General features: G+C 66.2%; 17 protein-coding genes. All 17 read right to left on the reverse strand.

What is annotated here, in order from left to right:
- Positions 1–42 precede the first annotated feature (42 nt).
- On the reverse strand, positions 43–906 hold the full coding sequence (locus tag AC1VNX_RS23600) for a sigma-70 family RNA polymerase sigma factor (RefSeq protein WP_483160009.1): 864 nt from the start codon (positions 904–906) through the stop codon (positions 43–45).
- Positions 907–916: 10 nt separating this feature from the next.
- Entirely contained in the window at positions 917–1,636 is a 720-nt protein-coding gene (fliP, locus tag AC1VNX_RS23605; RefSeq protein ID WP_483160012.1) for a flagellar type III secretion system pore protein FliP, read from the reverse strand.
- 17 nt (positions 1,637–1,653) lie between these two features.
- Positions 1,654–2,232: a flagellar biosynthetic protein FliO gene (locus AC1VNX_RS23610; RefSeq protein WP_483160014.1), complete on the reverse strand. Its 579-nt coding sequence runs from the start codon at positions 2,230–2,232 to the stop codon at positions 1,654–1,656.
- The gene (locus AC1VNX_RS23615; RefSeq protein ID WP_483160016.1) at positions 2,229–2,615 is read right to left on the reverse strand and encodes a FliM/FliN family flagellar motor switch protein; all 387 of its coding nucleotides are present in this window, start codon (positions 2,613–2,615) and stop codon (positions 2,229–2,231) included. The genes AC1VNX_RS23610 and AC1VNX_RS23615 overlap by 4 nt, the downstream gene beginning before the upstream one ends.
- 50 nt (positions 2,616–2,665) lie before the next feature.
- Entirely contained in the window at positions 2,666–3,592 is a 927-nt protein-coding gene (locus tag AC1VNX_RS23620; RefSeq protein WP_483160018.1) for a FliM/FliN family flagellar motor C-terminal domain-containing protein, read from the reverse strand.
- Complete coding sequence (locus AC1VNX_RS23625; protein ID WP_483160021.1) at positions 3,589–4,773, reverse strand: flagellar hook protein FlgE; 1,185 nt, start codon at positions 4,771–4,773, stop codon at positions 3,589–3,591. The genes AC1VNX_RS23620 and AC1VNX_RS23625 overlap by 4 nt, the downstream gene beginning before the upstream one ends.
- 10 nt (positions 4,774–4,783) lie before the next feature.
- Entirely contained in the window at positions 4,784–5,179 is a 396-nt protein-coding gene (locus AC1VNX_RS23630; RefSeq protein WP_483160023.1) for a flagellar hook assembly protein FlgD, read from the reverse strand.
- Positions 5,161–5,532 (reverse strand): hypothetical protein, encoded by a 372-nt coding sequence (locus AC1VNX_RS23635; RefSeq protein WP_483160025.1) that lies wholly within the window; start codon positions 5,530–5,532, stop codon positions 5,161–5,163. Before AC1VNX_RS23635 ends, AC1VNX_RS23630 begins: the two co-directional genes overlap by 19 nt.
- Positions 5,533–5,666: 134 nt before the next feature.
- Positions 5,667–6,116, reverse strand: coding sequence for a hypothetical protein (locus AC1VNX_RS23640; RefSeq protein WP_483160027.1), 450 nt, complete (start codon positions 6,114–6,116; stop codon positions 5,667–5,669).
- Entirely contained in the window at positions 6,113–6,580 is a 468-nt protein-coding gene (locus AC1VNX_RS23645) for a hypothetical protein (protein WP_483160029.1), read from the reverse strand. The genes AC1VNX_RS23640 and AC1VNX_RS23645 overlap by 4 nt, the downstream gene beginning before the upstream one ends.
- Complete coding sequence (locus AC1VNX_RS23650; RefSeq protein ID WP_483160031.1) at positions 6,577–8,013, reverse strand: FliI/YscN family ATPase; 1,437 nt, start codon at positions 8,011–8,013, stop codon at positions 6,577–6,579. Before AC1VNX_RS23650 ends, AC1VNX_RS23645 begins: the two co-directional genes overlap by 4 nt.
- Entirely contained in the window at positions 8,013–8,879 is an 867-nt protein-coding gene (locus AC1VNX_RS23655) for a FliH/SctL family protein (protein WP_483160033.1), read from the reverse strand. The genes AC1VNX_RS23650 and AC1VNX_RS23655 overlap by 1 nt, the downstream gene beginning before the upstream one ends.
- On the reverse strand, positions 8,876–9,577 hold the full coding sequence (locus AC1VNX_RS23660) for a hypothetical protein (protein ID WP_483160034.1): 702 nt from the start codon (positions 9,575–9,577) through the stop codon (positions 8,876–8,878). Before AC1VNX_RS23660 ends, AC1VNX_RS23655 begins: the two co-directional genes overlap by 4 nt.
- The gene (gene fliF / locus AC1VNX_RS23665) at positions 9,574–11,133 is read right to left on the reverse strand and encodes a flagellar basal-body MS-ring/collar protein FliF (RefSeq protein WP_483160036.1); all 1,560 of its coding nucleotides are present in this window, start codon (positions 11,131–11,133) and stop codon (positions 9,574–9,576) included. Before fliF ends, AC1VNX_RS23660 begins: the two co-directional genes overlap by 4 nt.
- A 73-nt stretch (positions 11,134–11,206) precedes the next feature.
- The gene (gene fliE, locus AC1VNX_RS23670; RefSeq protein WP_483160038.1) at positions 11,207–11,530 is read right to left on the reverse strand and encodes a flagellar hook-basal body complex protein FliE; all 324 of its coding nucleotides are present in this window, start codon (positions 11,528–11,530) and stop codon (positions 11,207–11,209) included.
- On the reverse strand, positions 11,527–11,991 hold the full coding sequence (gene flgC, locus AC1VNX_RS23675) for a flagellar basal body rod protein FlgC (RefSeq protein WP_483160040.1): 465 nt from the start codon (positions 11,989–11,991) through the stop codon (positions 11,527–11,529). Before flgC ends, fliE begins: the two co-directional genes overlap by 4 nt.
- A gap of 41 nt (positions 11,992–12,032) precedes the next feature.
- Positions 12,033–12,395: a flagellar basal body protein gene (locus tag AC1VNX_RS23680; protein WP_483160042.1), complete on the reverse strand. Its 363-nt coding sequence runs from the start codon at positions 12,393–12,395 to the stop codon at positions 12,033–12,035.

Raw genomic sequence — 12,395 nt, forward strand, 5'->3', positions numbered from 1 at the left:
AACCGGTGCCGTTGGCGGCTACGTCGAAGCGGTCGGCCGGACTCAGACATGTTTCTTTGCGGTGCCGGCTTCAATCGAAGGTGCCACGAGGCGCCGCATTCGCCCCAATGCCTGTTCATGCAGTTGCGAAACACGTCCTCGCGTGATGCCCAGCGTGCGAGCGATGTCCTCATAAGTCAACCCCTGCAGATAGTGCAGGCGGATCACGGATTGTTCCCTCGGCGTCAACTGGGTGATCAGCTCACGCACGCGCTGCTGCTCCTGCTTGAACAGGACGGATTCGTAGGAGCCATCGGGCAATGCGCTTTCTTCGCCGCGAAGCATCCCGGTGTCGTCGAGCATGAAGCTCAGCATCATGCTCGCGCTGATCTCTGCCATGACATCCATGAGTTGAGTGGCATCGGGCCTTTCGCCTTCCACCCTGGACGATCCCCGGGCCGCCGCAACGCGCTCAGCCACCAGCTTCCTGTGAAGACTGAGTTGCTCCTGCCGCTCGCTGATGTGCTCGAGGCCGTTGCGGATCGACCCCAGCATGCGCACATGCGCATAGGTCCTGAACTGCGCGCCGCGATGGGGGTCGTAGCGATCCAGTGCCTCGATCATCCCGAGTGTGGCCCACTGTACATACTCTTCGAAGTCCGTTTCGTGATTCACGTGTTTTGCATAGAGGCCTCCGGCCACCGCCTTCGCATAGGGGAGATGCAACATGATCAGTGCCTCTCGCGCCAGGGCATCGCGCTCGTGGATGTGCCGGTGCCACAGGACAGCTTCGGCCGCCCTCTGATCCGCGAGTGCCTGGGCATCCCGCTCGTCGGGCGAATGGCGCCTGCGCCCTGCCTCCTGCATCGCGAGAGCGCCGAGCTCCGGCGCACCATAGGGCGCGGTGAAGGGCACGTCGTTCACCATGCCTGCTCGCTCAGTGGAAAGAGCCCACCAGGCCCTTGAGCAACAGGCTCCAGCCGTCGATCAGGACGAACATCAGGATCTTCAGCGGCAGGCTGATCGTCGACGGCGGCATCATCATCATGCCGAGCGCCATGAGGATGCTCGCCACGATCAGATCGATCAGCAGGAAGGGCAGGAAGACGACGAAGCCGATCTGAAAGGCCGCGCGCAACTCAGACAGCATGAACGCCGGGATCAACTGCAGGGTGCCCACCTCTTCGGCAGACTGCGGAACGGGTGACTTCGACAGCTCGATCATGAGCGCCAGGTCCTGCTCACGGGTCTGGCGCAGCATGAAGTCGCGCAACGGCCCGCTGCTTTTGGCGTAGGCCTGCTCCATCGTTTGCTGTCCGCCCATGAACGGCTGGAAAGCATCCTTGTTGATCTTCTCCAGGACTGGCGCCATCGTGAACAGCGTCAGAAACAGTGCCAGGCCGATAAGCGCCGTGTTCGGCGGTGTCTCTGGCATCCCGATGGCATGACGCAGCATCGACAGCACGATGACCGTGCGCAGGAAAGACGTCACGCACACCAATAGCGCCGGCAGGACCGCCAGGACTGTGAGCCCGAGAACCACACGCAGCGCCTGGGCGGTCTCCGTAGCTGGCGCGGGCGCCGCAGGCGCAGCAACAGCGGCCCACAAGACCCCCGTCGCACCGAACTGCAAGCCCAACGCGAGGGCAACGCGCATGGCCGTGCCCCCGCCCCTCACGGCATGCTCCCTTCGGATCCGTTTTCCGACGGCGCGCTGTCGGGGCCCGTGCAGGGAGACGATCGCTCGCCCAGCAGCGAGACCGCTTGCTCCGAAGCGCCGACGAGCCACTGCCGGCCGTTCCATTCGACGACGTGCACGCTGGCACGCGGCGTCAATCGCAGCGAGCGGACCATCCTCAACTCTTCCTGCGGCCTTCCGCTCGGGGATTTGCCCCCCAGCGACAGCCATCGGCCTCGGAGTACCGAAGACCAGTCGGCTACTCTTGGTGAAGTGGCCATGCCGCGGCGCAGCCCCCAAGCCAGCGCACCGGCAACCACCAGCACCACGCTCAGTGCGCCAAGCACACCGATGCCCCCTGTTTCCCACACCGGTGGCGTATCACGGCGAACGGGCAGGGACGAAGGCAGCGTCGATGAGGCAGCGGGTACATCGGAAGCGGCCTGCGCGGCGCCCTCCGCCCAGACTGGCAGCACGCCGGCCACCCAGACGATCAACGCGCGCGCCATCAGAGCGTGCACCCGTGACCAGCAGCGTACGCCGCCCACGCCCCGCTTGAAATTCGGATGGTTCACGTGGCCAGCGGCGTCGGCAGTTCGGTGATGCGCACGCCAAAGTGGTCGTCCACCGCCACCAGGATCCCGCGTGCGATCAGTTGCCCCTCCAGCAGGAGGTCGACCGGTGCGTCGACCGCGCGGTCAAGGCGCAGCACCTGTTGCTCCCGGGCTGCGAGCAGGTCGCCGACCGTCACTTCCGCCCCGCCCACGCACACGGTCAGGCGGGCCTTGATCTGATGCAGCGGATTGGCGCTTCTGCCTGCGCCAGCTTCGGAGAGCGAGGCAATGAGCGGTGCATTGGCGGCCACGGGCGTGGCCAGTTCGGTGAAGGACAACCTCTCGGCAGTCAAGGATTGGTTGGCTTCCGCCTGGAGCGCGCTGGAGTATTCGCCGGATTTCATGACATGGGGTGGAGAGAAAGGGGGAAACAAGTGTGGGGAACGCGCTCAGGTCAGCCGGGACCGTTGCCCGACAGCGAACCCATGAGCTCGACGCCGCGCTGATCGCCCTGCCTTCCAAGGAACGCTTCGCACAGCGGCAGGCCTTCATGCCGGTCCGGATCGGGATGCGCACGCACGTGCAGCGGTGCATCCAGCCGGTGGGTGGTTCTCAGCACGTCGCCCGTTCGCAACGACGACAGGACCCCTAGTCCGATGTCGATTGGCGCGAGTTCAACGCTGAGCCAGGCGACGCATGGCGCGAGAGCTTCGGCAACCGGAACGAGCGCCGACGTGTCGTTTCTGAGCAGAGAGGGTGTAGCAACACCACGCCCTTCCCACAACTGCTGCGAGGCCCGTGCATCCGAAACGACCAGGATCCGCATCCCCGCGCAGAGGATCTGCAGGGCCAAGGCACCCGACCAGGGACGCATCAGGAAGTCCGGAAGAGTCAGCTCGCCCGAAGCGGCGCTCGACTCGGCGGCACCAACCCCAAAGCACGCTGCAAGGCGTCGGCACCAGTCCAGCCATGCCTCCTGGGCCATCTGCTGGGCAAGCGTCCCTCCGAGGGCAGTTTCGCGCCCTCCCCCGCCATACATGGCGTCCAGGACCGCCCGCTGCAGCACTGGTTGCGTCGGGTGCTGCGCGCCAGCATCACGCAGCGCGCGCCACCAGACATTGCCGCTTTCCTCGCCCGACCAAAGCTGCCACTGTTGCGCAACAAGATCGTCCTCGGGCCAGTCTCCGACAGGGGCCACAGAGACAACGCTCTCGCCTGGCGCCTGAGGCCCCGCCCCCTTTACGTTCCAATCGGCAGACCAGTTGGCCAGCAGGTCACCGAGGGTTGCGCGTGCGGCCTCGAGATGCACGCGGCCCCAGTGGTGCAGGGGACGCACGCCGGGTGCTTCGGCGACAAGGAGCGGACCAGGCATCGGCGTCATTTGCCATCCATGCCGAACAGGGCCGTCAGCATCTCGCTGGCCGTGGAGACGACCTGCGAGCACGCCTGGTAGCCGCGCTGCATGATCACGAGGTCGCTGAACTCCTGCGAGAGTTCGATGTTCGACCCTTCGATCACGCCCGACTGGATCTTGCCGAATTGCCCGCTGCCTGCCACGCCGGACGACCAACCCGTGCCGTTTTTCGCGACGTACTGGTTGTTGCCGATCGATTCGACGTCGTCCGCATTGCGAAAGAGTCCGAGTGCCAGCTGCGCGCCCTTGACCGTCTGGCCGTTCGAATACCCCAGCACCAGAGTGCCCGTGTTGTCGAAGGTCCGGCTGGTCAGCGTGCCGAATGCATAGCCATTTTGGTTGCTCATCGCCAAGGTGCTGATCGAGCCGGTGTCGTTCGACGTCACATTGCCCGAGAAATCGAGCGTCAGCGTGGTCGCCGTGACACCAGAGGGCTGGTAGGTGAAGGACAGGAGCTTCGTCTCGGCGGTCGGCCGGGCGTTGTTGAATACCAGTCGACTCGTGCCGACGGTGGTCGTACCGTCCAGCAAGGTCACCGTCCAGTTGCCGGGCGAACCACTCACGGGAGCCAGCGTCATCTTGAGCGTGTGGCTGCCGCCGGCTGCGTCGATCACCGTGATGTTGTTGACCGTCGCCGTGGACGCGCTGGCGGCGGAAGACACATTGCCGGTGAAGACGACATTCGTGGTTGGCTTCGGCGGATTGACTTCGAGTCCGGCGACCGACATCGCAACAAGGTCGCCGCCAGGCCCGAGCGCGAGGACCTGATGACCAGTGGTGGACGACACCAGCTGCCCCTTGTCATCGAACTTGAACTGGCCATCCTGCGAATAGCTGATGCGCCCCTTCTCGTCGCGCAGCGTGAAAAACCCTTGCCCGTCGATCGCCAGGTCAAGCGCGTTGCCGGTGGTCTGCAGCGGGCCCTGCCCGAAGTTCAACCGCGTTCCCACCATGTTGAGCCCGCGGCCCGTCTGGCCCTGCGTGCCGGCTGTGCTCATCGTTGCCGGGTCCGAGAACAGGTCGGCGAACTGCGTGGTGGACCCCTTGAAACCCGGCGTGTTGAGGTTGGCGGTGTTGTTCGAGATGGTGCGCAAACCCGATTCGAAGCCTCTCAGCCCGGTCGACGCAATCCTGATGGACTCGATCATGTGTATCCCCTTACTGCACGGAAGTGATCTGGCTCATGCTGATGTTCGGAAGCGTTCCGGTCGCGGTGCGCACGCTCAGTTGCGGCGTCGCGCCGGACAGGTCGATGCTCACCACCGTTCCACTCACCGCACCGGTGCTGGTCGAGACGCCCACGGTGCGGCCGATCAATCCAATCGACTGCTGCGAGGCCTGGTTGAGCACCAATGCCTGCATGCTGCTGTTGAGCTCCTGGGTTTGCTGCAACGTCGTGAACTGCGCGATCTGGGCCATGAACTCCTGGTTGTCCATGGGTTTGAGCGGGTCCTGATAGGTCAGCTGGGTCATGAGCACCTGCATGAAATCCTGCAGGGTCAGGTTCGCGCTGGCGGATGGGGCGGTCGCAGCGCCTACGGGACTGGTTGCCATGGGTTCTCCTGATTCAATGTCACGGGAAGGAAGTCTGCCGCGCGGGGCTCAAGCGGCGACGAGGAAGGCCCGGCACCGGCGGTCGCCTCGAATTCGCAGCGACCATTGCAGGTGAAGGACACGAGCCGCTCTCCGCGCGACGCAACCCAGCGTTGCAGCAGCGGAAGGAGCCCTGTACTGTCGATCGATCGGTCGGCACCGACCCAGACTTTCACGCCGCGCTCGTTCCATTCGGCGTACAGGCGCAGCGGCTCATCGGACGGCGCCGGGGCGGCGCGAGCCCCTGCATGCGCTGTATCTAAAGCAGGTGTCGAGAGCTCCTGCCACGGCAGATCGGCGGGCAGGTCATGCAATGCGTCCTGGGATGCGAAGGAAAGAAAGGCACGCCGCGCGGACGTGCTCGCGACCGGATGCACCTGCCCATGAATGGCTTCGGGACCAGCACTCGCCCGAGACGCGCGTCCCAGGCCAGGCGTCGCCACTACGGTCAACCCCGCGCTGGACGCAGCGCCTCCCGGGGGAACGCCCCTGTGTCCACCTTGGGGACGGCGGCATTGCCGACGCCGGGAACATCGGAGGCATGTGATGTGAAGCCATTGCGGGCAGACGAATCCGCATCGACACCTGCCGCAGCAACGCTGCCGGTCCGTCGCAAATGGCCGGTGTCCTCCTGCCCCGGCTCGCGCGCGGAGTCTTCGCGCTTCGGAACCCAGCGCAGCGGATTGGCAAAAGGCTGCGCCAGCGTTCGCAGCGGCCGTAGCGGCCGTAGCGGCTCGTGCCCGCCTCCCGTATCCGGGTGTCCTGCCTGGACAGCCTGCTCGAACGCCCGGGACCAGGCGCTTGCCGCCCCGGAGTCCCTGCCGGCGCCGGAATTCGTGCCCACCTGCGTCCGCAGGATCACCGGCGTCTGGAGTCCCGTGACAGGGGATTCGCTCATGACCATGCCCCTTCCGATGCACGCCGTGCGAGCCATTCACGATCGGAGTCAGCAGCCTGTCGGCGCAGCGCTTCTTGCGCGAACTCCTCCACTGCCTCATCGCGATGGGCTTCGATGGCATCGATCTTCTGCTGATGCGACAGGCAGTCCCGAGCCGCCTGCGTGCAATCCTTGCGCAGGTCGGCGCATCGCACCTGGGCCTGCATCATCCGCTCCCGCAATTGAGCCAACCATTGAAGCGAGCGGGCATGGGCGCCAGGGTCCACCTGTTGCGCGACGCGCCCGGCGGCCTGCTCGACGGCCGTCGAATGCGATGCGACCAGGGCCTCCAGCGCCTCCCGCGCGGCCGCCGACTCAGCCTGCAGGCGTGCGAAACGAACCTGCAGGGCATCGAGCTGCCAGCCCAGGCGCTGGCGCAGGGGCTCCAGGGCATAGTCAAAGCCACGGGTGTCGACAGTGCTCACGCTTGGCTCCCCGGGCCATTCGGCGCAGCCAGTGCGCCGCGCCAGTCTCTTTGCCAATCGGTCAAGCCGCCAACGGTGTCGCCGCGCGCGACGCCGCCTTCTTGCTGACGCAGGAAGGCGTGAAGTTGCGGTTGGCACGCCAGCGCGGCATCGAGTTCGGCGTTGGAGCCCGCTTCGTAGGCACCGAGTTCGACCATTTGCCGGTTGCGCTCCAGCAGCGCGATCGTGCGCACCGCATCGGCGACGAGCTCCCGCTCCTGCGCGGTCGTGAGTTCCGGCAACAGGCGGCTGGCGCTCTTGAGCACGTCGATCGCCGGGTACTGCCCCTGATGCGCGAGGCGGCGCGACAGCACGATGTGCCCGTCGAGAATCGCACGCAGGGCATCGGCAACGGGTTCGTTCATGTCATCGCCTTCGACCAGCACCGTCATGAGCGCAGTGATGGCGCCGCCCGACGGAGATGTGCCACAGCGCTCGCAAAGCTCGGGCAGCTCCGCGAACACCGAGGGCGTGTAGCCGCGCGCGGTCGGCGGCTCCCCCGCGGCCAGTCCCACCTCCCGACGCGCCATGGCCAGCCGTGTGATCGAGTCCATCGTCAGCAGTACTTGGCGACCTTGCGCCCGGAAGTCCTCGGCAATGGCGAGCGCGGCATGCGCCGCACGGATGCGTGCCAGCGCGGGCTGGTCGGCGGAAGCGACCACCACGACGGAGCGCTTCATGCCTTCCGCGCCGAGCTGCTTCTCGATGAAATCCCTCACCTCGCGTCCGCGCTCGCCGATGAGTGCGATCACGTTGACGTCCGCCCGCACATGGCGCGCAATCATCCCGAGCAGCGTGCTCTTGCCCACGCCCGAGCCTGCGAAGATGCCCACGCGCTGGCCCTGGCCGAGAGTCAGCAATCCATCGATGCACCGCACGCCCGTGTCCAGGCGATTCTCGATGCGAGGCCTTTGCATGGGGTTGATCGCAGCGGCCTTCAGCGCAGCGGTGCGCTCGGTCCAGGGGGCCTGAGCACCGTCAAGCGGTTGCCCGAAGCCATCGACGACCCTGCCGAGCAAGGCATCTCCCACGCCGAGACGCGAACTGTCACCGCGCGCGATCACCAGGCTGCCGGCGCTGAGGCCTTGCATGCTGCCATAAGGCATCAGCGTAACTTTCGCTCCATGGATGGCCACGACCTCCGCAACCACCTCTGCATGCGCACCGCGACGCACGTCTTCCGCAGGCACGATGCTGCACAGCTCGCCCACATGCACGCGCGGCCCTTCGGCCTCGATCGCCAGCCCGCGCAGGTTGCGCACTGTGCCGATGCGGCGCGTGAGTTCGAGCATCGGGATGGCCGCACGCAGCGCGCGCAGCCGGGGCCATGCCTGCGCGTCTGGAGCTGCGGCTTGGGTCGGGAACGGCGCGGTGGTGGCATCGAGCACACTCATCACGGGATGCATCCTTCGCTGCTATGGCGCTGGCGGAATGCTTCCGTCAGGGCCTCCAGTTGGGTTTCGAGCCGGGCGTCCAGGCAGCCGCTGGTGCCGCGCACCACACAACCGCCCAAGGCGACCTCGCCATCCGCGCGCCAAGCGACTCGCCCTCCGCCCTGGTCGGCAAGCCATTTCGCGAGGGCAGCATCTGCTTGAAGAAGCGCGAGGTCGTCCGCGTGGACATGGATCGACAGCAGCCCTTCGAGCGTGTCGCCACAGCACTCGCTGACCGCTTGGCGAACCGCTCGGACGACGACCTCCGGGTCGAGCGCGCGTTCGCCCAGCAGCCGTCCGATGGCCGCATGGCACAGCGCCACCATGTCGTCTTCCGCAGCTTCCAGCCGCCGCGTCAGATGCTGCGCGGTCTGAGCCCTGAGCGACAGCATCAGCTGATCCAGGAGGCCGCTTTGCCTCGCCATCGTTGCGCGCCCGTTTTCGTTTTCTTGCTGGACTTCGATCGCGCCAGCTTCCCGCCCCTGAAGCAGTCCCTCCTGGCGACCCTGCTCGAACCCCGATTGCCTGGCCTCCTCTCTTCCGGCCTCCAGGCCCTCTCGATAGGCCCTCTCGACAGCTTGCGCCCGTTCCGCCTCGGACTTCTGCACGGCTGCGGCGTGAAGTTCGTTCGCGGACTTCAGCACGGCTGGCTGCGCTTCGAGGGCTGGTCGCGGGAAGGCGTCCGACGAGTCTTTCGATCCGGTCGCGGCCCCCTGCGCAACGGTCGTGGGCCGCAGCAGCGCGCGTGTGGCGGGAGGGTGCGGCACGCCACGCAGAACCACTGCGCCGGCCGACGCAGATGCGGCGTCCTCGCGAACGCGGCTCACCGGCTGTTCCTCCGGCCAGCGAGCGGCTCACTGCCCCATCGTTGCCACCACGCCGATCGCCGCGTTGGCCGCACTGGCTCGACGCCATGCGATGCGGCGCCATGCGATGCGGCGCCATCGGCACCGGTGGCACCTGAAGAAAAGGACGCTTCGTCCAGACGCGCCTGCAGCAGCTGCATCAGGCTGGTCTGCCAAGGCTTGCGGGAGGAGACGACGCTCTCGCTCGCATCGCTTCGCGGAGATGACGGGTGGCGCTCCAGCCGCGTTCTGATGCCGGCGGCCTTGGCTGCAGGAAGCAGCTTCAAGACCTCCCCCTGCCAGGGCCACGCGCGAATACGCAGCAGCTGTGCCGTCAGCTCCACCGGTTCGTGCAGCAGCACGCTTGCGAGGGCCGCTGGCGACGCACGAAGGATTGCGTCTTCATCCGATGCGGCCGCTTGGCCATGCTCGGGCAAGTGGGCCAGCGGGTCGGCGCCTATTCGCACAGCACGCAGCAACTCCTCGTCGATCGGGATTCCCAGCGTCTCCAACTCACCAAGCAGCGGCAACAAGGTTGCGCGATCCGCGGCGGGCAGCTGCGAAAGCACCCAGGCCCGGTCGTGCTCGGACATTGCTCTGAGCAGCAGCGCCGCCTGACGTGGCTGCGGTTCACCGCCCGATGCCGTGGACATGGCCGAAGCGAACAGCGACTGGCTCACCGGGTTGCTCCCACGGGCTGGCGATCGTGGCCCGTCGTCGGCACGGTCCGCGGGGCCAGTGGCCTGACCGCGTTGGCCTGCGGCTGCATCCAAGCGCGCACCTTGGCCAGTGCCTCCAGGCGTTCGGCCTCAGACAACGGGGCCGCAGGGTATCTTGCCTTCGCTCTGGCCGCACGGATGATCGCCCAGGCCAGCAGAACGACGGACGCGAGCAGCAACGCCAGGACCGGGCCCGAAGACACCGAGGCAGGAAGCGCCCAATGTGCCGGTGTGCCTGAACGCAGGCTCGCATCCTGCTTCTCGCTCGCCTGCAGCTCTGGATCTGGTTCGCTGGGCGCTGCTGATGCGGGCGACGCAAGGAAGCCCGCGATGGTCTGAACGACCACCGTGTCGCCTCGCTCAAGCGAGGCGCCTACGCTCGCGGCCACCATCTGCCGCAGTTGTTCGTGCTGCGCGGGCTGCAGTGCCTGCTTGACCACCACCGCGACCTGGACGCGCCGCACCGATCCCGGCTGGCTCATCACCTGCTCGACCCGGTGACCCAGCGCGTACTCGACCTCCTGCTGGCTCGTACCACCCGCCGACGCCGTCGCGCCACCCGAAGACGTGGTGTTGAGCGGAGCCCCCGCATCCCGGCTGGTCTCGCGCTGACGGGTCACCACGCCGGTGGGCGCAACGCCCGGCTTGCCGGGCGCGCCGATGACTTCATCGGTCTTGACCTGGACCCTGTCCATGTTGAGCACCACGTCGACGCTGGCCAGTGCCTGGCCCGTCCCGAGGGCGCGCTCGAGCACGACCGTCGCCTTGCGCGCGAGGTACGCTTCCGTTTCCTTTTTGAGGTCCAGCCGCCCGCTGCCCATGTCGTCGGCTTCATTGACTCCGCTGCCGTTGCGAGTGAGCGCAACGCCGCTGCGGTCGACAATGGTGACGTCCTGCGGCGAGATTCCTGGGACGGCGGCCGAGACCAGCCGCTGGATGCCCGCGACCTGTTCGGCCCGCAGGCCCTGCCCTTTCTTCATGCTCAACGTGACCGACGCCTTGGGCCTGATGGTGGCCTGCCTGAACAGCCCCTGCTCTGGAAGAGCCAGCAGCACGCGTGCCTCGCGCACCTCCGCCAGCGACATGATGGTCCGGGTCAGTTCGCCCTGCAGCGCCCGCTGGTAGTTGATCTTCTGCGCAAACTCGGTCATCCCGAGGTCGTTGTTGTTGAACAGCTCGAAACCCACGGCTCCGTGCAAGGGGATTTCCTTGCCCATCAGCTTCATGCGCGTCCTGAGCACCTCGTTCTTGTCGACCAGGATCGTGCCCGTGCGCTCTCCACCGGCGTCGGTGCGTTCACCCACCACATACGGAATCTTGAGGCGCTCCAGTTCCGCGGTCATCGCCGCGCTGTCCTGCGGCGTCAGATCTGCAAAAAGCGTCTCGTACTCGGTCCGGGAAAGCCAGAAGGCGCAGAAGGCAGCCAATGCCAGCAGCGCGATGCTTCCCACGAGAAAAACGCTTCGCCCGGTGGTGCCGAGCTGCCGCGCTAGCGCGGCCCAGAAACGTTGGATCACCTGTGTTCCCCCATCCCGGAAGCCAGGCGCACCGCCCCCACTTCACTTGCCTTGCGTGCCATTGTCACCATGGCTACACCTGCATCCTCATCACGTCTTGGTAGGCTTCGAGAAGCCGCCCCCGGACCTGCATCATCAATTGGAATGACAGCCGGCTTTCCTCGAGACGAATCATCATCTCGTGGAGGCTCTGCACGTTCCCGGTGGCCAGTTGCTGCAGGTCGACCTGCGAAGCCACGAGGTCCCGGTTGACCGCTTCCAGCCCGCGGCTGACCATCGCGCCAAACTGGTCTTGCACCTGCGCGCCGTCGGCGACTGCCGCTGAAACGGCAGGCATCACCTCATCCGGTGAAGAAATTGCGGAGATGCTCTGAAGGGCCATCAATGCGCTGCTCATGCGTTCTGCCCCCCAATGTCCAGTGCACGCAACGCGAGCGTCTTAGCGGTGTTCATGGCGACGACATTGGCCTCGTAAGAGCGCAATGCACTCATCATCGTCACCATCTCGGTCGCGCTATCGACACTCGCGTATGCGACGAACCCCTTGGCATTCGCAAACGGATTGCCGGGCTCATACACAAGCCGGGATGGTGCGTCCGCAGGCTCCACACTTGCGAATGGCAGGCCCGCGGCACCTTGTGCTCCTTCGGCAAAGCGCCCCATGGCGGCCTCAAAGCCCGATGTCGAAGCGAGCACGGCGGGAGTGCTGCGGCCGACCACACGCATGGGCTGGTAGCGTGGCGCGCCAGGGGCCTGGACGGTGTTGGCGTTGGCGAGATTGAGCGCGGTCACCTCGACACGCGTGCGCTCCAGCGCCATGCCGGCGGCGCTGATGGCAAAGACCTGCGAATAGTCCATCGACGACATTCCTCGGTAGGTGGGATTGTTACTTCTTGCCGTCATTCACTGCGACGGACAGGATCGCGTAATGACGCGACAGGCCCTTCACGAGCGCCGTTCTGCGCGAGGCGGCTAACCTCGACATCCAGCAAGACCTTGGGCGACAGCCCCAGCGCCGATCCCTGGGACGCGGCCTCCAGCCGAGGCGCCACGCCGGCCAGGTCGCTCATCTCGATGCGGCCCCGGCTCGAGAGCCCACGGCGCGCCTCGTCGAGCTGCGCCTCGAAATCAACCGACAGCGGCACGTAATCGACGGAGTTCGCGTTGGCAATGTTTGCGGCAATGGCCTGCTGGCGCAGGCTGGCCGCGTCCAACGCAAGTCCGAGTGCGGTGGCCGTGACGGCCTCGATGCTTGTAGACAT

Source organism: Variovorax sp. TLI9-5A, assembly GCF_056867935.1.